Raw genomic sequence first — 24,443 nt, 5'->3', positions numbered from 1 at the left:
GCCCTCGGATGCCGCGGCCCCACGTTCTATCGTGAGCCCATGGCCGAGATCATCCCGTTGCCGACGAAGGCATCACGTCCCTCGCGTCAGCCCGAGCCGCTCTGGCGCGAAGCGCTCGGCGACCGGCTGCGCGGCATCCGTCACGATCGCGGTGAGCGCCTCGCCGACACCGCGGAGCGCGCCGGGGTCTCGCCGCAGTACCTCTCCGAGATCGAGCGCGGACTCAAGGAGCCGTCGAGCGAGATGATCGCCGCCGTCGCCGGCGCGCTGGAGGTCACGCTGATCGACCTCACCGCGGCGGTCGTGGACGATCTGCGCGCACGCACCGCGGAGCCGGCGGCCGTCGGCAGCCGGGCGATGCTGTCGCTCGCCGCCTGACCGCGTGGTCGTGTTCTGCGGGCTGGCGCGCACGGTCGATCGGCGGGTCGCCGGACGCCGTCGACCCACGGTTTGCGGGAATGCCTTCGATCGGCGAGTTGCCGGAACCGGCCGGATTGACCGAGCGCGAGACGGCCGATCGGGGCAACTCGGCACTGCCTGAGGTCACCCCGGGCCGGTAGCGTGGTGCCGGTGAGCCCTTCGAAGAGCACAGGCGAGATCCTCGAGGTCGACGGGCACGAGGTGCGCGTCTCGAACCCCGACAAGGTCGTGTTCCCGCAGCCGGGCCTGACGAAGCTCGACGTCGTGCGCTACTACCTCGCGGTCTCGGAAGGCGCGCTGCGTGGCGCGGGCGGCAGGCCGATGGTGCTGAAGCGCTTCGTGAAGGGCATCGGCGAGGAGGCCTTCTTCCAGAAGCGGGTGCCCGAGAACCACCCCGACTTCGTCGACACGGCCACCCTGCACTACGCACGCGGCACCTCGGCCGAAGAGGCGGTGATCCGGGATGCCGCGGGCCTCGCCTGGGTCGTCAACCTCGGGTGTCTCGACCTGAACCCGCACCCGGTCCGCGCCGAGGATCTCGACCACCCCGACGAGCTGCGCGTCGATCTCGATCCGATGCCCGGAGTCGACTGGTCGCAGATCGTGGATGTCGCGATGGTCGCGCGCGAGGTGCTCGACGATGTCGGACTCGTCGGCTGGCCGAAGACTTCCGGGTCGAGGGGGCTGCACATCCTGGTGCGGATCGTGCCGCAGTGGGACTTCAAGCAAGTCAGGCTCGCGGCCGAGACGCTCGCGCGGGAGATAGAGAACCGCGCGCCCGGACTCGCGACGGCACGCTGGTGGAAGGAGGAGCGCGGCGAGAGCGTGTTCGTCGACTTCAACCAGAACGCTAAGGACAGGACCGTGGCATCCGCGTACTCGATCCGCCCGCTGCCCGATGCCCGGGTGTCGACGCCGATGGACTGGGGCGAAGTGGCCGTGCGGCGCCCGGAGGGGTTCACCGTGGCCACGGTGCTCGAGCGCTTCGCCGAGATCGGCGATCCGCACGCGGGGATCGATGATGCGGTCGGAACCCTCGACGGGCTGCTGCGGCTCGCCGAGGAGCTGGGGCCGGCCGAGAAGCCGCCGCGAGGCTCCGGTACCGCGGACGGGCGCCGCCAGTCGACCATGCCGCTCATCGAGGTGGCGCGCACCAAGACCAAGCCCGAGGCGCTCGCCGCTCTCGACGAGTGGCGGTCGCGGCATCCGTCCGTTGTGCCACTCCTGCACCCGGCCGATGTGCTCGTCGACGGGATGCGAGGCTCGAGTTCGCTGTGGTACCGCGTGCGGGTGAACCTGCAGCACGTGCCCGAAGCCGAACGGCCACCGCAAGAGCACCTCCTGGCCGACTACGACCCGTGGGCCGGCAAGACCTGGCCGGGCGACGGCCCTCAGCCCGGTCGTTGAGCGAGGCCGCCCAGCGCCGCCCCCCGGTCGTTGAGCGAGGAGCGAAGCGACGAGACGAAGCGCGCCGAACCCGGCGAGGCGGCCCAGCGCGTTTCGACTCGCTTCGCTCGCTCAACGACCGTGGGTCATCGCCCGTCGAGCACACGGTCGGCGAGGCCGTAGGCGACGGCGTCGGCGGAGGTGAAGACCCGAGCTCGGTCGGTGTCGGCGCGCAGCTTCACGGCATCCTGTCCGGTGTGCCGGGCGAGGATCCCTTCGACCTCCGCGCGCACTCGCACGAGCTCGTCCGCCTGGAGGATCAGGTCGGGGATCGCACCACGTCCCTGCCCTGCCGGCTGATGCAGCACGACGCGCGCATGCGGCAGCACCGACCGCTTCCCCGGAGCGCCGGCCGCGAGCATCACGGCGCCGACCCCGACCGCCTGCCCGATGCAAGTGGTCGCGACATCCGGCCGCACGTGCCTCATGGTGTCGTAGACCGCGAGCATCGCCGACGGGTCGCCCCCCTCGCAGTTGATGTAGAGCTGGATGTCGCGCTCCTGGCTGTCGGCATCAAGGTGCAGCAGCTGTGCGATCAGCGCATTCGCGACACCCGCGTCGATGGCGGTGCCGAGGTAGACGACGCGCTCGGCGAGCAGATGCGAGTAGACGTCCATGATGCGATCGCCGCGCGGATGCTGCGCCACCACGTTGGGGATCGCGTAGCCGCTCACGCCGCCACCTCCGCGGCCGTGACCCCCGCGACACCCGTGCCGAGGGGTACTCCCAAGCCTGCGGGCCGGCGCCGCCGCGGCACCACCTGAGCGAAGTCCGACACGATGCCGTCGATGAAACCGTAGGCCTGCGCCTCGGCCGCGGTGTACCAGCGGTCATGGAGCGAGTCCTCGAAGACGCGCTCCGCCGGCTGCCCGGTGTCGGCGGCGATCAGGCCGAGCACGGTGTCGCGCATGTGACGCAGGTCGTCGGCCTGCACCTCGACCTCGACCGCGGATCCGCCGATCCCGGCCGACCCCTGGTGCATGAGGATCCGCGCATGAGGCAGCGCCCACCGCTTGCCCGGCGTCCCGGCCGAAAGCAGGAACTGCCCGGCGCTGCAGGCGAGGCCTAAAGCGAGGGTGGCGATGTCGTTCGGCACGAGCCGCATGACGTCGCGGATGGCGAGCATCGACGGCACCGACCCGCCCGGCGAGTGGATCCACAGCGCGATGTCGGACGATTCGTCCTCGGCCGCAAGCGCCAGCAGCTGCGTCAGCAGCAGCGTGCCGTTGTCGTCGTCCAGCGGACCGTCCAGCACGAGGACCCGCTGGCGCAGCAGCTCGCGTCGCGCGTCCGGGCCGAACCGGTGCTGCGTGTCTTCTTCTGTCATGGTCCCAGCGTGCGCGACGCGCGGGACCGCCGGGGCCGGATCCGCTCACGGCGGCGCCGCTCCAGGCGGATCAGCCCGGGCTTCGCCGGGACGGCCGCGCCAGCACATCCGTGACCGCTGCCGCGAGAGCATCCATCACCCGCTCGGGGCTCACCTCGCGAGCCACCTGCACCGCCTCCTCGGCGAGCCGGGCGCGCACTTCGATGTCGGTCAGCAGCCGCGCGATCATCGTCGCCAGGACGGCTTGGTCGCCGTCGGGCAGCAGCCATCCGCCCCCTCGCGCCAGGATCTCGCGCGGGCCGTACGGCACGTCGTACGCGATCACCGGGCAGCCGTGAGCGAGAGCCTCGACCATCGACAGCCCCTGCCCCTCGAACGCCGACGTCGAGACGAAGACGGATGCCTCGTCCAGCACGCGATCCGGATCGTCGGTGCGCCCGCGCAGCACGACACGAGCGCCGAGGCCCCGTTCGTCGATGAGCGCCTGCAGCCTGTCGCGCTCGGCTCCTTCGCCGTAGATGTCGAGTGTCGCGTCCGGCACCTCGCGCACGACCGAGGCGAACGCCCGGATGGCGTGATCGATGCGCTTGCCGGGCGCCAGGCGGTTGAGCATGACGACCCGGCTCGGGTCACGCGCCGAGAGAGGAGCGACGGATGCCGCGGCCGGCACCGCGTGCGGAACGACGACGTGCACCGGCGAAGCGCCGAAACGCCGCTCGACCTCGGAGCGCTGCAGTGCAGTGGGCCACAGCACGGCGTCGAACCGCTCCGCGACCGTGAACCAGCGAGTCCACAGGGAGTTGAGCGGCCCGTCCGGTTCGTAGGGCGGCTCGAGGTGGACGGTGTGGATGGCGTGGACGAGGCGCACGTCCGGGTCATCCCATCCCACGAGCAGTTCGCCGAGCTGCCGCGATTCGCAGATGACCACGATCGGCCGGTCGCTGCCGGATGCGCGCAGCCCGCTCACCACGTGCGCAAGCCAGGCTCGATACAGGTCGCCGAACCCGTCGAGCACACCGAGGCCGCCTGCGGATGAGCCGTAGACCGAGATGGGCGCGGTCGTGATGTGCCAATCCGGATCCCCCGCGATGACCGGCAGGGCGACGACCGGGCCCGCCGCGCCCGCGACGGGGCGGTAGTCGAGCGCTGGATCAGGCTCGCCGGGATGCGCTGCCGCACGCAGCCACGCCGCGGCGCCGCCGCGCGGGTCCCCGGCCTCGTCGAAGAGGTTTCGCATCCGCGAGGGATCCAGAACCAGGTCGCGTCCGGCGAACACGGCACGATGGTGCGCGTGCTCCTGCGGCGTGCCCGGGTCGACGGTGAGCAGCAGCGGCCCGCGGCCCCCATGGACTCCGGCATGGGCCATCTGCCGTGCCCGCGCCAGGGTCGCGAGAGTGTAGCCGCCGTCCATGTCGGGGATGAGCCGGCTCGAAACTATGAGGTACTCGGCGTCGGGGAACCCGGTCATGACGCGGCCGTCGAACTGATGAGGAAGACGGGGAAGTCGGGCGCGATCTCGAGCAGGCGGTCGTCGGGGGATCCGGCATCCACCCCTTCGAAGAATCGGCCGACCTCCCACGCCCACACCCGCAGGTACTCGCGCAGGATGGGGGCCTTGTCGGCGTCGGCGACCTCGACAGCGGTGAACTGCTCGACCTGGCGGCCCTTGCGCAGCCGCCCTGCGCCGGCCGCGCGGAGGTTTCGCACCCACTGCGTATGACCGCGCGGGGCCACCAGGTACCGCTGGCCGGCGACGCGCAGCGGATTGACGGGCGTCTCGCGCCACTCGCCGCTGGTCCGGCCCCGTACTGCGAGGACGCGGCTGCCGGCGAGCGGCAGACCCATCCGCGTGAACCATCCCACGGCGCCGTTGAACACGGCGTCGAACCACGTCGGGCGAACGTAGCGCTTGGTCACGCCGTCAGCCTATTGGGCGAGCGCCGGGCGTGCTCGGCGGCGGTCGGTGAGCCTCCGGCTCACTCCCACTCGATGGTGCCGGGCGGCTTCGACGTCACGTCGAGCACGACGCGGTTGACCTCGCGGACCTCGTTCGTGATGCGGTTCGAGATGCGGGCGAGCACGTCATACGGCAGCCGAGTCCAGTCGGCGGTCATGGCATCCTCGCTCGAGACCGGTCGCAGGACGATGGGATGCCCGTACGTACGGCCGTCGCCCTGCACGCCGACCGACCGGACATCGGCCAGCAGCACGACCGGACACTGCCAGATCTCCTGGTCGAGCCCGGCGCGGGTCAGCTCTTCCCGCGCGATGGCGTCGGCATCACGCAGAATCTCGAGACGGTCAGCGGTGACCTCACCCACGATCCGGATGCCGAGGCCGGGGCCCGGAAACGGCTGGCGGCCCACGATCTCGGCCGGAAGCCCGAGTTCGCGCCCGATGGCGCGGACCTCGTCCTTGAACAGGGTCCGCAGCGGCTCGACGAGCTCGAACTGGAGGTCTTCGGGGAGGCCGCCGACGTTGTGGTGCGACTTGATGTTCGCGGTGCCGGTGCCGCCGCCCGACTCGACGACGTCGGGGTACAGCGTCCCCTGCACGAGGAAGCGGATCGGCTCGCCGTCTGCCGCAGCCTCGGCGACGAGGTCGCGCTCGGCGGCCTCGAACGTGCGGATGAACTCCCGGCCGATGATCTTTCGCTTCTGCTCCGGGTCGCGGACGCCGGCGAGCGCATCGAGGAACCGCTGCCGGGCGTCGATCGTGACGAGCCGGACGCCGGTGGACGCGACGTAGTCGTTCTCGACCTGGTCGCGCTCGCCCTTGCGCAGCAGCCCGTGGTCGACGAACACGCAGACGAGCTGATCGCCGACGGCCCTGTGGACGAGGGCGGCCGCGACCGCCGAGTCGACGCCGCCAGACAGCGCGCACAGCACCCGGCCCTCGCCGACCTGCGCGCGGATGCGGTCGACCTGCTCGGCGATGACGTTGCCGCTGTTCCAGTCGGCGGCGAGGCCGGCGGCGCTGTGGAGGAAGTTCTCGATGACGCGCTGGCCGTAGTCGGTGTGCTTCACCTCGGGATGCCACTGCACGCCGTACAGCCGACGCTCGTCGCTCCCGAACGCGGCCACCGGCGTCGCCGTGGTTGACGCGAGCACGGCGAAGCCTTCCGGGGCCTCGGCGACCTGATCGCCGTGGCTCATCCACACCTTCTGCTCGGCCGGCTGCCCGGCGAGCAGCACGCCGCCGTCACCCGTGAGCACGGCATCCGTCGCCCCGTACTCGCGCACGCCGGTGTTGGCGACCTCGCCGCCGAGTGCCTGCGCCATGACCTGGAAGCCGTAGCAGATGCCGAGCGTGGGTACGCCGAGGTCGAAGACGCCGGCGTCGAGCGCCGGTGCGCCGTCCTCGTAGACCGACGAGGGTCCGCCCGACAGGATGATGCCGACCGGATTCTTCGCCGCGATGTCGGCCGCGGACGCCGTGTGCGGCACGATCTCGCTGTAGACGCCCGCTTCGCGCACGCGCCGCGCGATGAGCTGTGCGTACTGCGCGCCGAAGTCGACGACGAGCACCGGGCGCTGCGACGTCTCGGTCTGCTCCGTCACCGCTGGTTCTCCGTCGGGATCGCGTGCGTGAGGGTCGAGTGCTCAGCGTCGGTGTGCAGCTCGGCGGCCTCGCGCTCCTCGAGGTAGACCTTGACCTCGCGCGCGACCCGCGCCTCCATGAAGAACGACAGCAGCGGGATGATGCCGCCCGACGCGAGCAGCAGCAGTCGGCCGAAGCTCCAGCGCATGAGGCTCCAGATGCGGAAGCAGGAGAACAGATAGACGACGTAGAACCAGCCGTGCGCGATGAGTATCCCGAGCGACAGGTTGAGGCCGTCCCCGGTGGACTCACGGCCGGCGGCCGTCTCGATGACGGGCGCGAACGAGAGGAATCCGCGCGATCCGCCGAGGAAGAGCTCGTAGCCCAGTCCGTACTTCACGATCATCTCGGTGACCAGCAGCAGCAGCATCGTGCCGGTGATGATCGAGCAGATCTGATAGAACCGGAGCGCACCCCGAATGGCCGGAAAACTGGCGAGTTTGGGGGCTCTGGGCATACCTGCAGTCTACCCGGGGCGCTCGCGCGCCCCGGCCGTGTGCGGTCCCCGACGCCGTCCGTCCCCGAATTCGATCGGGTGCGTGTGAGCTACCAGCCCTCAGGGCCGAGCGATCCCGCCGGATACTCCTCCAGCGGCACCTCGTCCTTGCGCCACGCCGCGATCACGGGCTCGAAGATGCGCCAGCATTCCTCCGCCATGTCGGCGCGAACCGACAGCAGCGGGTCGCCGTCCAGGATGCCCCGCAGCACCTGGCCATAGGGAAGCATGTCGCCCGGTTCCTTCTTGGCGACGAGCGTGCTGCGCTCGAGGGTGAACGGGTCGCCGCTGCCGTTCATCGTCACCCCCAGCTCGACCGCCCCCGATTTGACGTCGAGCATGATCGAGTCCGGCGCGGGCGCGCCTCCGAAGCCGGGGATCTCTGGCACCGGACGCATGTGCACGCGCACCTGGGTGGTGTATCGGCCGATCGCCTTGCCGGAGCGCAGTGTGAACGGGACACCGCGCCACCGGGCGGTGTCGATCTCGACGGTCACCTTCGCGAGCGTCTCCGTCTCGAGGGCCGGATCGACGCCCGGCTCGTCGGCGTAGGACGGCAGCGAGCGATCGCCCACCTGCCCGGCGGTGTAGCGCGCGCGGTGGCTCGAGGCCACCGGATCGTCGTCCCAGACATGCGTGGCTCGCAGCACCTGGGCGGCATTGGACCGCAGCTCCACCTCATTCAGCCGCGGCGGCTCCTCCATGGCCAGGAGCGCGAGAACCTCGAGCAGGTGGCTCTGGAGCATGTCCGTGAGAGCGCCGGCGTGATCGTAGTAGCCGCCGCGTCCTTCGAGCCCGATCAGTTCGTCGTACACGATCTCGACCCGTTCGATCCGTTCGCTGTTCCACACCGACTCGAACAGCTGGTTGGCGAAGCGCAGGCCGAGGATGTTGAGCACCATCGACATCCCGAGGAAGTGATCGATGCGGAACACCTGCTCCTCCGGCACCAGCCGCGCGATCAGGCGGTTGAGGGCGCGGGCCGACTTCAGGTCGGTGCCGAACGGCTTCTCGAGGGCGAGGCGGGTGCCCTCCGGCAGATCCACCTGCCGGAGGGCAGTGCACACCTTCGCCGTGACCGTGGGGGGCAGCGCGAAGTAGATGATGGGCGTGTGGTCGCATGCGGCGATCAGGTCGCGCAGCCGGCCGGCATCCGTGACGTCCGCGGTGATGTACCGAGCCGACTCGAGGTAGCGGTCCGCATCGTGCGGATCGGTGATCTGCCCGAAGCTGTCGCGGATGAGCTGCCGCCACTGCTCGTCGGTGCGCTCCTCTCGGGCCGCTCCGACGACCTGCACGTCGTAGTCGTGCACCGACAGCAGGCTCGCGAGGCCCGGAAGCAGCAGGCGCTTCGTCAGGTCTCCGCCGGCGCCGAGGATCAGGATGCTCACACTCTGTGTCACATCACGAGAGTAGGCGGGCGCGCGAAACCGTCGAGCCCTCTGTTGCACCGAGCCCTTCGGTGCTAGGCGCTCGAGTCCGCTCCGTCGGTCATCGTCCGACCCGGTCGGTCGCCGCCGGCCTCGCGATCTGCAGCCTGGGCATCCGCGATGTCCTCGACCTCCTTCTCCCATGCGTCGCGGGCGAGGCGGTACCAGAGGTAGAAGGCGAAGCCGGCGAACACGGCCCATTCGATGGCGTAGAAGATGTTGAGCCAGTTGACGCTCGACCCCTGGGCGGGCGCCGGCGACGAGATCGCCGTCAGACCCGCGGCGGGCTCGTCCGCGACGAGGTACGAGCGGTAGACCCCCAGCTCCTCGACGCTGTGCCACTGCCCGAGCAGAGCCGCGGTCGACATGCTCGTCATCGTGAGGGGGTCCGAGCCGCGCGGCGGCACCACCGGATCCTCGTCCGAGATCAGTCGCCCGGTCAGCTCGAGGGCATCGACCTGGTCGCCCGCCGAGACGGCGTCCTGCAGAGCGGATGCCGCGGCCTCGGCCTCCTCGCGCGTGGGCGCCCATCCGATCGCGACGGCGAGCGATGCGGGGCCGGTCACGTCGGGACCGGCCTGTCCGTCTGCCAGGCGCAGCTGTCCGGTCACCCAGTAGCCTTGGGCGCCGTCGTTGAACCGCGACCCGACCACGAGGAAGTCATCGCTCACCCACGAGCCGCTCACCGACACCTTCTGACCGACGAGCGGCTCCGGCAGGTATGCACCCGGCGTGGTCACCTCCGCGATCGGCTGCACCTGCTCGGTCGCCCCGGGCGGGATCGGACTGGTTTGGACCGCCCGACCGAGCTGCCACTGGCCGAGCCACGCGAACACCCCCGCCACCACGAGGCACAGCAGCAGCATCCAGATCCACCACGGCCGCAGCATGACCTCGCGCAGGGTCGGCGGGAAGACCACCGCCTCCGGTCGTTCGGCGAGAGGCGAAGGCCCGGGAGGAGACGCGTCCGACCCACCGTCGCTCGTCGGCTCGGGCCGTTTGGTCTCGCTCGGCTCGCTCGAGGACCTGTTCTCGTCGGTCATCCGGTGCTGTAGGGCGCGACGACGACCTCCACCCGCTGGAACTCCTTGAGGTCGGAGTAGCCGGTCGTCGCCATCGATTTGCGGAGCGCCCCGATCAGGTTCGCGGTGCCGTCGGCGACGGGCGCCGGCCCGTACAGCACCTCCTCGAGCGAGCCGACCTGGTCGACCCGAACACGACGTCCGCGCGGCAGCCTGGAGTGGTGCGCCTCGGGACCCCAGTGGTACCCGCGACCCGGTGCGTCGGTGGAACGCGCCAGCGCGACGCCGAGCATCACGGCATCCGCCCCCATCGCGAGCGCCTTGACGAGGTCACCAGACGTGCCCACGCCGCCGTCGGCGATCACGTGCACGTAGCGGCCGCCCGATTCGTCGAGGTAGTCGCGGCGCGCGCCTGCGACGTCGGCGACCGCGGTCGCCATGGGGGCGTGGATGCCGAGGGTCGCGCGAGTGGTGGATGCGGCCCCTCCGCCGAACCCGACGAGCACGCCTGCGGCTCCGGTGCGCATGAGGTGCAGCGCGGCGGTGTAGGTGCCCGCACCGCCCACGATGACGGGGACATCGAGGTCGTAGATGAACTTCTTGAGGTTCAGCGGCTGCTCGACCGACGAGACGTGCTCGGCCGAGACCGTGGTGCCGCGGATCACGAAGAGGTCCACGCCTGCCGCGACGACCGTCTCGTACAGTTCCTGCGTGCGCTGCGGCGTCAGGGCGCCGGCGACGGTGACTCCGGCGGCCCGGATCTCGGCGAGCCGATCCCGGACGAGCTCGGGCTTGATCGGCTCGGAGTACAGCTCCTGCATCCGGCGGGTGGCTTCGGCCTTCTCGAGCGACGCGATCTCGACGAGCAGCGGCTCGGGATCGTCGTAGCGCGTCCAGACGCCCTCGAGGTCGAGCACGCCGAGGCCGCCGAGCTCACCCAGCATGATCGCCGTCCGAGGGCTCACGACGGAGTCCATCGGTGCTCCGAGCACAGGGATCGCGAACTGGAACGCATCGATCGACCAGGCGGTCGAGACATCCTCGGGATTGCGGGTGCGCCGAGAAGGCACGACCGCGATGTCGTCGAACGTGTACGCGCGGCGCGCGCGCTTGGCGCGGCCGAGTTCGATCTCCATGCTCACGGCTTCAGCCTACCCGCGGGCGGCTTCGACTTCCGTGGCGGGCACTGGCGTCGTCGCCTCCGAAGTTCGGGGATCCGCGCGTTTCTCGGAGGATCGGCGTGCACCGGCCCGGGATCGGCCGCGTTCGCCGAAGTTCGGAGCCTGCGAAGATCGATGGATGAGCGAGCGTGTGCCCTTCGTGGTGGTCGGCGGCGGAGTCATGGGCCTCTCGACAGCCTGGGAGCTGAGTCGCCGGGATGAACGTCCGCTCGTGCTCGAGCGGTTCGCCCGCGGCCACACACGCGGCGCGTCGCATGGCGCGACCCGCAACTTCAACAACGCCTACGCGGACGATCACTACCTCGATCTGCTCGTCCGTGCCCGCGCCGGGTGGGATGCGCTGGGCTCGCCCGGCGGCGAGCCGCTGCTCCGCCTGCACGGCCTGGTCTCGCATGGCGGCGGTGCCGCGCTCGGGGGTACGGGCCGAGGACTGACGGCCATTCACGAGCAGCTGCGAGCCCGGGGCATCGCGGCCGACCTGCTCGACAGTGCCGAGGCGTCGAGGCGCTGGCCCGGCATCCGGTTCGAGCAGACGGTCCTGTTCTCGCCGGATGCCGGCGTCGCGCGCGCATCGGCCGCCCTCGAAGAGCTCGAGCGGCGGATCGTCGCCGCCGGGGGCGAGGTGCGCTGGCAGACCCCAGCGGCGCGCATCGAGGAGGATGCCGACGGCGTCACGGTGCACACGCCCGCCGGCGCCGTGCGCGCCGACGCCGTGGTCGTCACCGCCGGCGCGTGGACCTCCGCACTGGTCGGCGGCAGCATCCCGCTCCCCTCGCTCACGGTGACCGAAGAGAGCCCCGCACACTTCGCCCCGCGCGACCCGGCCGTCGCCTGGCCGTCGTTCAACCACTTCGTGACTCCCGGCACGTGGCCGGCGCCCGTCTACGGCATGCCGACGCCGGGCGAGGGCGTGAAGGTCGGATTCCATCGCGTCGGCGACGAGGTCGACCCCGACGCGCGGCCCTTCCGCACCGACAAGCACGCGGCGCGGCTCGCCGAATACGTGCGGGAGTGGATGCCGGGTCTCGACGCCGACTCGGCCGCACCGATCAGCTGCACGTACACCTCGACCGTCGACGAGGCGTTCGTGCTGGACCGCGTCGGCCGGATCGTGGTCGGCGCGGGGTTCTCGGGTCAGGGTTTCAAGTTCGCGCCCGGCGTCGGCGCCGTGCTGGCGGACCTCGCTCTGGACCCCGCGGCGCGCGCTGCTGAGGCGTTCCGGCTGCGCTGACGCCCGGATGGCCGGCATCCGGCGCTTCCTGGTCACGACACGCCGAGCGCCCGTGCAGATCGCGCGGACGAGCACCGGACACGCGGTGGTCAGCGTGAACGGGCGACCCGTGCTTCGTCCCAGACCGGCGTGTCGGACTCGTACACCTTGCCATCGCCGCCGAAGACGAGGCAGCGGTCGAAGGAGCGCGCGAACCACCGGTCGTGCGTGACGGCGAGCACCGTGCCCTCGAAGCGTGCGAGCGCATCCTCGAGCGCCTCGGCCGAGACGAGGTCGAGGTTGTCGGTGGGCTCGTCGAGAAGCAGCAGCGTTGCGCCCGAGAGCTCCAGCATCAGGATCTGGAACCTCGCCTGCTGACCTCCCGAGAGGGTGTCGAACGTCTGCTCCGCCTGGCGGATGAGCCCGTACCGGTCGAGGGCAGAGCTCGCGGCATCCCGCGGCATCCCCACCCGCCGATCCTCGCCGCGGTGCAGGATGTCCAGGAGCGTCCTGCCGCGGAACTCCGGATGCCGGTGGGTCTGCGCGAACCAGCCGGGCACGACCCGCGCACCGAGCACGACGCGCCCCGCGTGCGCCACCGGCTCGAGGCTCGCGCCGACCGCGGTCACGTGGCCGAGGAGCGCGTCGGGATCGGTTCCGCCGCGCGCCAGGAGGCGCAGGAAGTGCGACTTGCCCGAGCCGTTCGATCCGAGCACGGCCACGCGGTCGCCGAACCAGACCTCCAGGTCGAAGGGCGCCATGAGCCCGGTGAGTTCGAGCCGGTCCGCGACGACGGCGCGACGGCCCGTCCGCTCGCCCCGCAGTCGCACGTCGAGCTCCTGCGCCGGCGGCCGCTCTTCCGGTGGCCCGGCCTCTTCGAACCAGCGCAGCCGCGTCTGCGCCGCCCGATACCGCGACGCGAACTTGTCGTTGGCCGCGGCCTTGACCTTGAGATCGGCGACGAGGGTCTTCAGCTTCGCGTGCTGCTCGTCCCAGCGCCGGCGCAGCTCGTCCAGGCGCGCCATCCGCTCGTCGCGCGCCCGGTGGTACGTGGCGAAGCCTCCGCCGTGCACCCACGCCGAAGCACCGGCACCGCCGACCTCGAGCGTCACGATGCGGTCTGCACCTCGCGCGAGCAGTTCGCGGTCGTGCGACACCAGCAGCACCGTCTTGGGCGTCTCGCGGAGGCGGTGTTCGAGCCAGCGCTTGCCCGGCACGTCCAGGTAGTTGTCGGGCTCATCGAGCAGCAGCACCTCGTCGGGGCCGTGCAGCAGCGCCTCCAGAGCGAGCCGCTTCTGCTCGCCGCCCGACAGCGTCGTGAGCTCGCGGAAGCGCGCACGCGCGAACGGGATGCCGAGAGCCGCGACGGTGCAGGCATCCCACAGAGTCTCCTGCTCGTACCCGCCGGCCTCGGCGTACTCGGCGAGCGCACCGGCGTAGCGCATCTGACTCTCGAGGTCGTCGCGATCGATGATCGCGGCCTCGGCGGCCTCGAGCTCGACCGCCGCGCTCCGGATGCGCCGGGGCGCGACCGAGATCAACAGGTCGTGGACGGTCTCGCCCGCCGCACCGTGGCCGACGAACTGGTCCATGACGCCGAGTCCCCCGCCGATCGAGACCGAGCCGGCGTGCGGTGCCTCATCGCCCCGGATGACCCGCAGCAGCGTCGTCTTGCCCGCGCCGTTGGCTCCGATGAGCGCCGTCGTCGAACCTTCGCCGACACGGAACGCGATGTCGTCGAGCAGCGGCCTTCCGTCGGGAAGCGAATACGAGACGCCGTTGACGTCGATGTAACCCACGATGATCCTGTTCGCTCCGCGAGAGAACGGATGCCGACGGAGCCGACCAGCCTATCCCAGGGCTGGGCCGAACGTCGTCCTCGGTCCCCCCGGTGGTCGAGCGAGCGAAGCCAGACGAAACGCGCCCACCCACCCGACACGGCCATGACCGCAGGTCCCGGACCGTTTCGTCTCGGTCGCTCCGCTCCCTCGCTCAACGACCCGGGAGGCGAGCAGGGGATTCAGGCCGCGGGGGCCGAGTAGCGCCCAGAGGCGATCGCGCGGGCGCGGCCCTTGGCCGCCTCTTCCTCGCGATTCTTCGGCGGGACCGTAGCGACGAGATCCTGCAGCAGATGCCCGGTGATGTGGGCGATCTCGTGGACGGCGTGGTCGAAGGCGGCCTGGTTCGCCTTCGACGGCTTCGTGGTGCCCGCGATCTTCCGCACGTACTGCAGTGCTGCGGCGTGGACCTCGTCGGACGTGGCGGCGGGCTCGAAGTTGTGGAGGGTGTGGATGTTCCGGCACATGGGTTCGACGATACGCCGGACATCCGTCAGCGAGCGAGGACTACCAGGGCTCGTCGCCCCGCGGGGCGATGTCGAGGATGTGCGGCAGCTCGGTCGGGAAGCAGGCTCGGAACAACTCGGTGATCCGAGCATCCGAGCCGTAGTCGTCCACGAGACGCATTCCGATCATCACGTTGATGAGCATGCCTTCGGCGAGGAAGGAACGCGCCTGCTCGGCTTCGAATCCAGCCTCGTCGCGGAAGAACTGCCACACCTGCGCGAAGCCGTGGCGTGCGGCGGGGCCGATCACCGGGTGGCCGCCGAGCAGCCACGCGTGCGAGAGCGTCTGGTGCAGTCCCCGGGTGCTCAGCAGATCGACGTACGCCTCGCCGATCCGCTTGGCGACAGGACGATCGGATGGCGAATCCGCCAGTGTCGCGCGAAACACGCGCATGAGCTCATCGAGGGCCGCCTGCATCGCGGCGAGGAAGAGGTTCTCCTTCGAGCGGAACAGCCGCACGACATAAGGCTGACTGACGCCTGCGGTGCGCGCAACGTCGTCGGTGGTGGTGCCCTCGTACCCCTTGGCACCGAACACCGCCATGGCCGCTGCCACGATCTGCTCGCGCCGCTCTCCGGAGCTCATCCGGCGAGTCGTCTCGGGCGGAGACGTCGTCGTCGATTCCGCATTCGTGTTCACACTTGACATGTTATCAGTCGATTACTACAGTCGATCCCACACTTAGTAATCATCCGATTACAACACCCGGATAGGAGCCTCGCATGAGCGACGTCACCACCCCCCTGCCGGTACGCAGGCGAGCCTTCGGACTCGTCGTGGCCGCGGCATCCGTCCCGATGTTCATGGCGACGCTCGACAACCTCGTCATGACGAACGCGCTGCCGGTGCTGCACGCGCAGCTCGGCGCGAGCGTCGAAGAGCTGCAGTGGTTCGTCAACGCGTACACGCTGGCCTTCGCTAGCGCGATCCTGATTGCATCCGCGCTCGGTGACCGTTTCGGCCGGCGAACGATCTTCGTGATCGGGATCGCCGTCTTCGGGATCGGCTCAGTGCTCGCCGCGCTGTCCACCGACCCCGGTCAGCTGATCGCGGCGCGCGCGCTGCAGGGCTTCGGGGGGGCGGGTGTCATGCCGCTCTCGCTCGCCTTGATCGCCGGCGGCGTCGCGCCGGAGCGGCGACCGCTGGCCATCGGCCTGTGGGGTGGGATCTCAGGCCTGGGCGTCGCCGTCGGCCCGCTCGTCGGCGGGGCGGTCATGGAGGGCTGGAACTGGCAGGCGATCTTCTGGATCAACGTCCCGGTCGCGATCATCGCCATCCCGCTCGCCTACTTCGCGCTGAACAACGACTTCGGTGCGCGGGCGCGCATCGACCTCGTCGGCGCCCTGCTGGCCGCTGTCGGAGTACTGGCGCTCGTCCATGCGATCGTGCGCGGCAACGACGACGGGTGGTCGTCGTTCGACGTCGTCGCCGAGATCGTCGCGGGCACCGCGCTGCTCGTCGGATTCGTCCTGTGGCAGCTGCGCGCGAAGGCACCGCTCGTTCCGATGCGGCTGTTCCGCGACCGATCCTTCTCGCTCACCAACGTGGTCGGATTCGGTTTCACGTTCGGCACGTTCGGGGCGGTCTTCATCCTGATCCAGTACATGCAGGTCGTGCAGGGCTCCACGCCGCTCGAGGCGGCCCTGCAGACCACGCCGTGGACGCTCGCGCCGATGTTCGTCGCGCCGATCGCGGGCATGATCGCGCCCCGCGTCGGCACGCGTGCGCTGATGCTCACGGGCCTGCTGCTGCAGAGTGCGGCACTGGCGTGGATCGCACTCACGCTCTCGCCCGACCTCGACTATCCGCAGCTCATCGCGCCGTTCATCATGGCGGGCGTCGGCATGGGGCTCGTCTTCGCACCTTCGGCGACGGCCCTGCTCGCGACCCTCGGCGTCGTGGACCATGCGAAGGCCTCCGGCGTGAACTCGACGGTCCGCGAGATCGGCATCGCGCTCGGCACCGCGGTCATGACCGCGATCTTCGTCGGCGCCGGCGGCCAGCTGCAGCCCGACCTCTACGTCGACGCCGCGCGGCCGGCGGTGCTCACCGGCGCCGCGGTGCTGTTCGCCGCCGCGATCGCCGCGCTGTGGCTTCCGGCGGGTCGTTCGGCACGGATCGTGAAGGAGATGACGGATGCCGAGGCCGCGGCATCCGTCACGCAAGAGTCCGAGCTCACGAGCGTGTGATCGGCCGTACTCGCGAGCGCGGGACGGAGGCGTTGGGCTCCCGTCCCGCGCTCGCGTCGCCGAACCGTGGGAGCGGCGCCTCGGTCGATCCGAATCTCGGAATACGCGCCCGAAATCGGCGCCGCGGCGCCCGCAGCATCCGAATTCCGCGCCAGTCGCCGAAGTTCGGGTGCCGCCAATCGGGCGACGGGCGTGCGGCGGCTAGCGCTTGTAGTTCGGCGCCTCGACGACGATCTGGACGTCGTGGGGGTGGGATTCCTTGAGACCGGCAGCCGTGATGCGCACGAACCGGCCCTTCGCCTTGAGCTCGTCGATGGTGCGCGCACCGACGTAGAACATCGACTGCCGGAGTCCGCCGACGAGCTGGTACGCGACCGCGCCGACCGGCCCGCGATACGCCACCTGGCCCTCGATCCCCTCGGGGATCAGCTTGTCGTCGCTCGGGACATCCGCCTGGAAGTAGCGGTCCTTCGAGTACGACGTCTTCTTCCCGCGGGTCTGCAGGGCACCGAGGGATCCCATGCCGCGGTACTGCTTGAACTGCTTGCCGCCGACGAAGACGATGTCGCCCGGGCTCTCGTCGGTGCCGGCGAACAGCGACCCGATCATGACGGTGTCGGCTCCCGCGACGAGTGCCTTGGCGATGTCGCCAGAGTACTGCAGTCCGCCGTCGGCGATCACCGGGACGCCGGCTTCGCGTGCCGCGAGAGCTGCCTCGTACACGGCCGTCACCTGCGGCACGCCGACGCCTGCCACCACGCGAGTGGTGCAGATCGAACCGGGACCGACGCCGACCTTGACGGCATCCACCCCCGCGTCGATGAGGGCCTGCGCGCCCTCGCGCGTCGCGACGTTGCCCCCGACGACGTCGATGTGGGCGAAGGACGCATCGGCCTTGAGCCGACGTACGATGTCGATCACGCCGGCCGACTGGCCGTTCGCGGTGTCGACGACCAGGACGTCGACCCCGGCGTCACGCAGCGCCTCGGCGCGCTGCCAGGCGTCGCCGAAGAACCCGATCGCCGCGCCCACGCGCAGGCGCCCCTGCTCGTCCTTCGTCGCGAGCGGATACTTCTCGCTCTTGTCGAAGTCCTTGATGGTGATGAGCCCCGCGAGCTTGCCCTCGTCGTCGAGCAGCGGCAGCTTTTCGACGCGGTGCTTGGCGAACGTCGCGATGACGTCGTTCGCGCCGACGCCGACCTTCGCGGTGATGAGGTTCTCGGTGGTCATGACGTCTTTGACGAGGGTGCTCTGGCGCTCGAAGCCCGAGACGAACCGCATGTCGCGGTTCGTGACGATCCCGACGAGCCGGCCCTCGGCGTCGATCACGGGCAGGCCCGAGATCCGGTACTTGGCGCACAGCCCGTCGACCTCTTCGATCGTCGCGTCCGGCGTCGTGGTGATCGGGTCGGTGATCATGCCCGACTCGCTGCGCTTCACGCGATCCACCATCGACGCCTGCTCCTCGATGGCGAGGTTGCGGTGGATGATGCCGATCCCACCCTCGCGGGCGATGGCGATCGCCATCCGCGCTTCGGTGACGGTGTCCATCGCGCTCGACAGCAGCGGCGTCGCGACGGTGATGCGCCGGGTCACACGAGACGACGTGTCAGCCTCACTGGGGATGACGTCGGTGTGTCCGGGAAGCAGCAGGACATCGTCGTACGTCAGTCCGACGAAGCCGAAGGGGTCGTGCTCGGTCATCGTTCCCTTTCGAGTCGCGGCGGGGGCGGGCTCGCAGCCCGTTCCCCAATGATAAGCCGCGGCTTGCTGGGACTATTCCGGATGCGGCCTGGCCTCGCCGGCGGCGTTCTCGGCCTGGACATCGGCGGCCAGCGTGCCGAGGTACAGCTCGATGACCTTGGGATCGTCGGCGAGTTCGCGGCCCGTTCCGGTGTGCGAATTGCGGCCCTGATCGAGGACGTACCCGCGGTCGCAGATCTGCAGGCACCGACGCGCGTTCTGCTCGACCATGATCACGGTGACGCCGGTGCGGTTGATCTTGCGCGTGCGCAGGAACGTCTCGTCCTGGCGGACCGGCGACAGACCCGCCGACGGCTCGTCCAGCAGCAGCACACTCGGCTCCATCATGAGCGCGCGCGCCATCGCGAGCGACTGACGCTCGCCACCCGAGAGCCCGCCGGCACGCTGGCCGCGCCGCTCGCTGAGCACCGGGAACAGGTCGTACATCGCGTCGAGGCGCTCCGAGACCTTCTTGGGGCGCAGGAACAGACCCATCTGCATGTTCTCTTGGATGGTCAGTGAGGGAAAGACGTTGTTCGTCTGCGGGACGAACCCCACTCCCGCCTGCACGAGCTTGTTGGCCTTCAGGTTCGTGATGTCTTCGCCGCCCAGCATCACCTGGCCGTCGCGCACCGGAACGAGCCCGAAGAGCGCCTTGAGCAGCGTGGACTTTCCGGCGCCGTTCGGGCCGATGATTCCGACGAGCTCCCCCGGATACGCCGTGAGCGAGCATCCGTGGAGGATGTTGATACCCGGCAGGTAGCCCGCGACGATGTTCTGCGCGTCGACGAGCGGTCCGCCCGTGCCCTGGTAGGCGACCATCAGGACTCGTCCTCCTTCGCCGTGGCGTCGAGCGCCGGCTGGGCCGCAGCATCGGGCTGCGGCTCGGTCCCAGAGTAAGGCTCCGGCTTCGCCGCTGAATCGGGCTGCGGCTCCGGCTCGGCCGCGGTCTCGTCCGCCTCCATCTCGCGGACCTCTTCGATGTAGGCCGCCTGCTCGGCGAGCGCCGCGGCCCGCTCGTCCTCTTCGGCTGCCAGCACCGGCGCGAGATCCTCCTCGAGCAGCGCGTCGTCGCCGAGGTCGTCGTCGCGATGCGAGCCCAGGTAGGCGTCGATCACGGCCTGGTTCTGCATGACCTCGCGCGGGACACCCTCCGCGACGATCCGGCCCTCGGCCATGACCACGACCCAGTCCGAGATCCGCTGCACCATGTGCATGTCGTGCTCGACGAACAGCACGGTGGTGCCCTCATCCCGCAGGCTCTCGATGTGGCCCAGGAGCGACTGCGTCAATGCGGGATTCACCCCGGCCATCGGCTCGTCGAGCATGATCATGCTCGGATCGCTCATGAGAGCTCGGGCCATCTCGAGCAGCTTGCGCTGGCCGCCCGAGAGGCTTCCCGCATAGTCGTCGCGCTTGTCGAGGAGCTTGAAGCGCTCCAGGATCGACTCCGCCTTGGTGGTGAGTTCGCGTTCGCGCGGCTTCCAGGCGGGCCACGCCATCGACAGGCTCATCTTCTCGCCGAACTGCGTCTGCGAGCCGAGAAGCATGTTGTCGAGCACCGTCATCGCCGAGAGCGCCTTCGTGAGCTGGAACGTGCGCACCATGCCCGCCTTGGCCACTCGGTATGCGCTCGTCGAGGTCAGCGACTGGCCCTCGAACTCCCAGGCAGGAGGGCCTTCCGACACGCTGTCCGCCTTGTCCTTGCGTGCGGCCGACGGCTTGTCGAAACCGGTGAGGAGGTTGAAGAACGTCGTCTTCCCCGCGCCGTTCGGCCCGATGAGAGCCGTGATCGCGCCCCGCTGCACCTCGAGGTGGTTGACGTCGACGGCCGTCATCCCGCCGAAGCGGCGGACGATGCGGTCGACGATGAGAATGGGATCCGGCTTCGGGGATCCGGGCAGCGCGTCCACTCCGGCCAGCTGCGCACGCAGCGCAACCCGGTCGTGCGGATAGGTGCTGGTCGACTCAGGCAACGAACGTCAACTCCCTCTTGTTGCCAAGTATGCCCTGTGGCCTGAAGATCACCAGAAGCATCAGGCCAACGCCGACGAACACCCAGATGATCTGCGCCGCCTGCTGATCGCTGATCACACCGGCCCCGAAGAACTTGAGCGAGTCGCGGATGATGATCGTGACGAAGAAGTAGAGGATCGTCCCCAGAATCGGGCCGAACACGGTGGCCGCCCCACCGAGCAGCAGACAGGTATAGAGCTGGAACGTCAGCGTTCGCCCCATGCCGTCCGCCGACAGTGACGTCGCCAGGACGTTGATCACTCCGCCGAAGGCCGCGAAGACGCCGCCGATGACGAGGCTCTGGGTCTTGAGCATGGTCACGTTCTTGCCGAGGCTGCGCACGGCATCCTCGTCTTCACGGACGCCCCGCAGCAGCCGGCCCCACGGACTGCGCACCAGCAGCCACGAGATCAGCAGCACCAGCAGGAGCGCGCCGAACGCGAAGAGCCGAAGCCACCAGCTGTCGCCCTGGCTGAAGGTGTAGTTGTACGGGCCGATCTGGAACGAGCCGTCTCTGGGGAAGGGCGAGAGGGCCACGAACGGCGCCGAGAACTGATTGTTCGGGATGCCGATCGTGCCGCCGGTCCACGGCGCCAGCGTCTGCGTGTCGCCGACCAGTCGCACGATCTCGGCGGCGGCCAGCGTCACCATGGCCAGGTAGTCGCCGCGCAGGCGCAGCGTCGGCAGACCCAGGATGAGCGCGAACAGGATGCCGGCCGCGATGGCGACGACGAAGCCGAGCCAGAAATTGCCGGTGTACTTCACGGTCAGCGCGAACCCGTAGGCACCGACGAGCATGAAGCCCGCCTGGCCGATGTTGAGCAGCCCTGTGAAGCCGAAGTGGATGTTGAGCCCGATCGCCGCGATCATGTAGCTCATCAGCAGCGCCGAGATGACGAGCCCACCGAGATCGGTGACCAGCGTCGAGAAGAAGAATCCGAAGTCCATCGTCCGCTCCTAGCCGACCCGCTCGCGACGGCCCAGGATGCCCTGGGGCCGGAACAGCAGCGTGAGAATGAGGATCACGAGGGCGACGCCGTAACGCAGGTCCGGCGGCAGCCACAGCGTGGAGAGACTCGATATCAGGCCGATGATGATCGAGCCGACGAGTGCGCCGAACGCTGTGCCGATGCCGCCCAGCGTGACCGCGGCGAAGATCAGCAGCAGCAGCGGTGCTCCAGCCAGGAAGCTGATGCCGCCGTTGACCAGGGCGTACAGGACGCCTGAGAGTCCGGCGAGCGCGGCCGACACCGTCCAGACGATGCGGATGATGCGATCGACGTCGATGCCGCTCGCGGCGGCGAGGGGACGGTTGTCGGCGACGGCACGGGTCGCGCGCCCGATCCGCGTGTAGAGGAGGGCGAGACCGACGGCGACGAGCACGACGATCGAGATGAGCATCGACCAGTAGGCAGACGGAGTGAGGCGAAGCGGCCCGGTCTGGAGCTCGATGCCCGTGGACACCTTCACGACGCCCGGCCCCCAGATCAGGGCGTAGATGTAGTCCAGCGCCAGTGAGAGGCCGATCGTCACGACCATGAGCTGGGTCAGACCAAGGCCCCGCCGACGCAGCGGCGCCCAGAGCAGGGAGTCCTGGAGGTAGCCGAAGATGCCGCTCAGGATGACGACGATGATCGTCGCGACGACGAAGTTGAGTCCGAGCTGGACCGCGAAGACATACGCGAGGAATCCGCCCAAGGTGATCTGCTCGGCGTGCGCGAAGTTCGAAAGCCCCGTGGTGCCGTAGATCAGCGAGAGTCCGATCGCGGCGAGGGCGATGAGCAGGCCGAGGAGCACGCCCTCCCAGATCTGGTTCCACAGCAGCTCGGCCCAGTTGCTCGCACCGGCGGACTGGGCGCGCTCCGAGCCCTTCGGGTGCCCGTTCAGCGCGAAGCCCGCTGGGGTGAGCTGGCCGAGGGTGACCGTCACGGTGGTCGCGGCCGCCTTGGGCGTGACGCCCTCGGGCAGTGTGCTCGCATCGAGCGTGACGGTGTACTTGCCGGCGGTGTCGACCGCGAAGAAGAACTGTCCCTGCTTGGTGGTGGTGGCCTCGGCGGTGCCCGCGGGTCCCGCGACCGAGATGGTCACCCCCTTCACGGGGTTCCGGTTGTCGTCGACCACCTTGCCCTGCAGGCATCCGACGGTCTTCGTCGCCGTGCAGCTGTCGCCGACCTCGATGCTCGTCGGAGCGATCGCCTGCGCGGGAAGGGCCGCGCCGAAGAGGGCGATCGCCACGAGCGCGAAAGCGAAGAGGATCGGCAGCACCCGCCATCGGGGGTGTGCAACGTGGGAACGCACGAGGACTCCGAATCTCCGACAGGTGGCGGGGGCCGGTCAGCGCCGACCCCCGCCACCTTACTGGGAACTGATCAGCCGATGGTGGCCTGGACGGTCGTCAGCAGCTTCTTACCGAGGTTGAGCTTGTCAGCCTGGTAGATGCCGATGTACGCCGTCGACGGGTCGCCGGCGTCGTTGATCTGACCGATCCCCGAGGGGCCGGTGTAGTGGATGTCCTTCGTACCGCCGGCGATGAGGTCCTTGCACTCCTTGAAGCTCTTGCACTCGGTGCCGTTGGTCGAGCCGGTCACGGGACGGATCTGCGCCTCGATCGCGGCGGGGTCGTTGCTGCCCGCGAGCTCCGCGGCCAGGGCCAGGATGACCGTCGCGTCGTACGACTCGGCGCCGTACGAGTAGGTGCCGTCGAGCGACTTGCCGACGTTCTTCATGTACCACGCCTCGAGCTTGTCCTTGATGACGGCGGGGTCGGAGCCCTGGAGCGTGCCCTTCGCGCCGGTCATGTCGGGGTCGGAGCCCGCGTTCTTGGACGTCGAGTAGTCGGCGAGGTTTCCGTCGACGTAGTACGTGTCCGACATCTTGAACCCGGACGAGGCCAGCTCCTGCCAGATCGTCTCGGACTGCGCGAAGGCGATCACGGCGACCACATCGGGCTTGGTGGCCAGCGCGTTGCCGACGATCGTGCCGAACGAGGACTCGGTGGACGAGAACTCCTGGTTCATGCCCTTCCCGCCGTACGTGACGGTGCCGCCACCGGCCTTGAGCGACGCGTCGAGCGTGTTGCGCAGATCGATGCCGTATGCGTCGTTGAAGACGAGGATCGCGACCTTGGCGCTCGGGACGTCGCTCAGGATCTGCTTGGCGAGCGCGTCGCCCTCAGCCGAGTTCGGAGCGGCGTCGCGGAAGAAGTGCTTCTGACCCGACAGGGCATCGGAGGTCGCCGCAGGCGAGAACACCGGGATGCCGGCCGCCTGCGTGACGGGCAGGATGTTCAGCGTGACCGTCGAGGACTCGGGGCCGACGACGGCCGAGACCTTCGACTGCACGAGCGACTTGATGTTCGCGTCGCCGACGTCCTTGTGGTCGCCGTCGCTCGAGTCCTGCGACGAGAGGCACGCCGGCTTGCCGTTGACGCCGCCGGCCGCGTTGATGTCGGAGAGCGCGGCGCCGACGCCGGCCACAGCCGGCGGGACCAGGTAGGACAGGCTGCCCGAGAGCGGGAGGAACGAGCCGAGTGCGAAGACACTCGACGAGTCCTCGCCTGAGCCGCAGGCCTTTACGGCGGCGAGAGCACCGGATTCGGTGGCCGACGCGGACGCGCTGGGCGAGCCCGAGTTCGATCCGGCACATCCGGCGAGGAGCAGCGCGAGCGCGGCGACCCCGGCCATTCCGGCCGCGGTGATTCCGCGGGTGCGTGAAATTGACACGTGTGAAGACCCTTCTTTGCAAGAGACCCGACGGCAGGGTGGCATCGCCGGAATTGTTGAGAAACCTATCCGCCGAGTGTTGCTTTGACGTTTCATCCACGGCGATTGCGACGGAATCGTTACGAAGGGATTCTGCCCCGGAATGCGGGCGAAAGAGCGGGCACGCACCCGGCCGGCCGTGCCACCCGCACCCGTCGTCCCGCGCCCCTCTCCTCCACCCCATCCGAGCACCGGAGCCGCCGATACCCATAGGGGGTAAAGTAGATCTGCACCACGTACCCCCATGGGGTATTCAG

The 24,443-nt window shown here is 69.6% G+C and carries 22 protein-coding genes; 4 read left to right on the top strand and 18 right to left on the bottom strand.

Annotated elements, in window-relative coordinates:
* The first annotated feature begins 39 nt into the window (after positions 1-39).
* Together ABD212_RS01525 and ligD are read left to right on the top strand one after the other, a co-directional pair.
* Positions 40-378 carry a helix-turn-helix domain-containing protein gene (locus ABD212_RS01525; protein WP_344090466.1) on the top strand — a complete coding sequence of 113 codons (339 nt, stop codon included), beginning with the start codon at positions 40-42 and terminating at the stop codon, positions 376-378.
* Positions 379-570: 192 nt separating this feature from the next.
* Positions 571-1,827, top strand: coding sequence for a non-homologous end-joining DNA ligase (gene ligD, locus ABD212_RS01520; RefSeq protein ID WP_344090464.1), 1,257 nt, complete (start codon positions 571-573; stop codon positions 1,825-1,827).
* A 125-nt stretch (positions 1,828-1,952) separates the two neighbouring features.
* Here the strand turns inward: ligD and ABD212_RS01515 are convergent, their stop codons facing one another.
* From ABD212_RS01515 to ABD212_RS01475, 9 genes are all read right to left on the bottom strand, one after another.
* Positions 1,953-2,540: a ClpP family protease gene (locus ABD212_RS01515; protein WP_344090462.1), complete on the bottom strand. Its 588-nt coding sequence runs from the start codon at positions 2,538-2,540 to the stop codon at positions 1,953-1,955.
* A complete protein-coding gene (locus ABD212_RS01510) occupies positions 2,537-3,193 on the bottom strand; it encodes a ClpP family protease (protein WP_344090460.1) in 657 nt (218 codons plus the stop codon). Before ABD212_RS01510 ends, ABD212_RS01515 begins: the two co-directional genes overlap by 4 nt.
* A gap of 70 nt (positions 3,194-3,263) precedes the next feature.
* Positions 3,264-4,661, bottom strand: a complete 1,398-nt coding sequence (locus tag ABD212_RS01505; RefSeq protein ID WP_344090458.1) for a glycosyltransferase — start codon at positions 4,659-4,661, stop codon at positions 3,264-3,266.
* Complete coding sequence (locus ABD212_RS01500) at positions 4,658-5,110, bottom strand: nitroreductase family deazaflavin-dependent oxidoreductase (protein ID WP_344090456.1); 453 nt, start codon at positions 5,108-5,110, stop codon at positions 4,658-4,660. Before ABD212_RS01500 ends, ABD212_RS01505 begins: the two co-directional genes overlap by 4 nt.
* A gap of 59 nt (positions 5,111-5,169) precedes the next feature.
* Positions 5,170-6,753, bottom strand: a complete 1,584-nt coding sequence (guaA, locus tag ABD212_RS01495; RefSeq protein WP_344090454.1) for a glutamine-hydrolyzing GMP synthase — start codon at positions 6,751-6,753, stop codon at positions 5,170-5,172.
* A complete protein-coding gene (locus tag ABD212_RS01490) occupies positions 6,750-7,250 on the bottom strand; it encodes a DUF3817 domain-containing protein (protein WP_344090452.1) in 501 nt (166 codons plus the stop codon). The genes guaA and ABD212_RS01490 overlap by 4 nt, the downstream gene beginning before the upstream one ends.
* An 89-nt stretch (positions 7,251-7,339) precedes the next feature.
* Positions 7,340-8,692: a glucose-6-phosphate dehydrogenase gene (locus tag ABD212_RS01485; protein ID WP_344090450.1), complete on the bottom strand. Its 1,353-nt coding sequence runs from the start codon at positions 8,690-8,692 to the stop codon at positions 7,340-7,342.
* A 62-nt stretch (positions 8,693-8,754) separates the two neighbouring features.
* Positions 8,755-9,609: an SURF1 family protein gene (locus ABD212_RS01480; RefSeq protein ID WP_344092372.1), complete on the bottom strand. Its 855-nt coding sequence runs from the start codon at positions 9,607-9,609 to the stop codon at positions 8,755-8,757.
* 149 nt (positions 9,610-9,758) lie between these two features.
* Positions 9,759-10,877, bottom strand: coding sequence for a GuaB3 family IMP dehydrogenase-related protein (locus tag ABD212_RS01475; RefSeq protein ID WP_344092370.1), 1,119 nt, complete (start codon positions 10,875-10,877; stop codon positions 9,759-9,761).
* Positions 10,878-11,040: 163 nt separating this feature from the next.
* Between ABD212_RS01475 and ABD212_RS01470 the strand changes: the two genes are divergently transcribed.
* Complete coding sequence (locus ABD212_RS01470; protein ID WP_344090447.1) at positions 11,041-12,153, top strand: FAD-dependent oxidoreductase; 1,113 nt, start codon at positions 11,041-11,043, stop codon at positions 12,151-12,153.
* An 89-nt stretch (positions 12,154-12,242) separates the two neighbouring features.
* Here the strand turns inward: ABD212_RS01470 and ABD212_RS01465 are convergent, their stop codons facing one another.
* From ABD212_RS01465 to ABD212_RS01455, 3 genes are all read right to left on the bottom strand, one after another.
* Entirely contained in the window at positions 12,243-13,931 is a 1,689-nt protein-coding gene (locus ABD212_RS01465) for an ABC-F family ATP-binding cassette domain-containing protein (RefSeq protein WP_344090445.1), read from the bottom strand.
* A 221-nt stretch (positions 13,932-14,152) separates the two neighbouring features.
* Positions 14,153-14,437: a DUF2277 domain-containing protein gene (locus tag ABD212_RS01460; RefSeq protein WP_344090443.1), complete on the bottom strand. Its 285-nt coding sequence runs from the start codon at positions 14,435-14,437 to the stop codon at positions 14,153-14,155.
* A gap of 40 nt (positions 14,438-14,477) precedes the next feature.
* Positions 14,478-15,062 (bottom strand): TetR/AcrR family transcriptional regulator, encoded by a 585-nt coding sequence (locus ABD212_RS01455; RefSeq protein WP_344090441.1) that lies wholly within the window; start codon positions 15,060-15,062, stop codon positions 14,478-14,480.
* Positions 15,063-15,199: 137 nt separating this feature from the next.
* Here ABD212_RS01455 and ABD212_RS01450 point away from each other — a divergent pair, with 137 nt between their 5' ends.
* Positions 15,200-16,666: a DHA2 family efflux MFS transporter permease subunit gene (locus ABD212_RS01450; protein ID WP_344090439.1), complete on the top strand. Its 1,467-nt coding sequence runs from the start codon at positions 15,200-15,202 to the stop codon at positions 16,664-16,666.
* Positions 16,667-16,867: 201 nt separating this feature from the next.
* Here ABD212_RS01450 and guaB read toward each other — a convergent pair whose 3' ends face one another.
* The 6 genes from guaB to ABD212_RS01420 all read right to left on the bottom strand — a co-directional run bounded on the left by guaB (position 16,868) and on the right by ABD212_RS01420 (position 24,147).
* Positions 16,868-18,370: an IMP dehydrogenase gene (guaB, locus tag ABD212_RS01445; RefSeq protein WP_344090436.1), complete on the bottom strand. Its 1,503-nt coding sequence runs from the start codon at positions 18,368-18,370 to the stop codon at positions 16,868-16,870.
* 72 nt (positions 18,371-18,442) lie between these two features.
* Complete coding sequence (locus tag ABD212_RS01440) at positions 18,443-19,231, bottom strand: ABC transporter ATP-binding protein (protein WP_344090433.1); 789 nt, start codon at positions 19,229-19,231, stop codon at positions 18,443-18,445.
* Entirely contained in the window at positions 19,231-20,343 is a 1,113-nt protein-coding gene (locus tag ABD212_RS01435) for an ABC transporter ATP-binding protein (protein ID WP_344092368.1), read from the bottom strand. Before ABD212_RS01435 ends, ABD212_RS01440 begins: the two co-directional genes overlap by 1 nt.
* Positions 20,344-20,377: 34 nt before the next feature.
* Positions 20,378-21,373, bottom strand: a complete 996-nt coding sequence (locus ABD212_RS01430; RefSeq protein WP_344090431.1) for a branched-chain amino acid ABC transporter permease — start codon at positions 21,371-21,373, stop codon at positions 20,378-20,380.
* A gap of 9 nt (positions 21,374-21,382) precedes the next feature.
* Positions 21,383-22,723, bottom strand: a complete 1,341-nt coding sequence (locus tag ABD212_RS01425) for a branched-chain amino acid ABC transporter permease (protein ID WP_344090429.1) — start codon at positions 22,721-22,723, stop codon at positions 21,383-21,385.
* Positions 22,724-22,794: 71 nt separating this feature from the next.
* Positions 22,795-24,147, bottom strand: coding sequence for an ABC transporter substrate-binding protein (locus tag ABD212_RS01420; protein WP_344090427.1), 1,353 nt, complete (start codon positions 24,145-24,147; stop codon positions 22,795-22,797).
* Positions 24,148-24,443 lie beyond the last annotated feature (296 nt).

It is taken from the genome of Microbacterium deminutum (genome assembly GCF_039530205.1).
Taxonomy (GTDB): Bacteria; Actinomycetota; Actinomycetes; order Actinomycetales; family Microbacteriaceae; genus Microbacterium; species Microbacterium deminutum.
The sequence above is the reverse complement of the archived record's forward strand: the minus strand, read 5'-3'. Positions and strand labels throughout refer to the sequence as shown.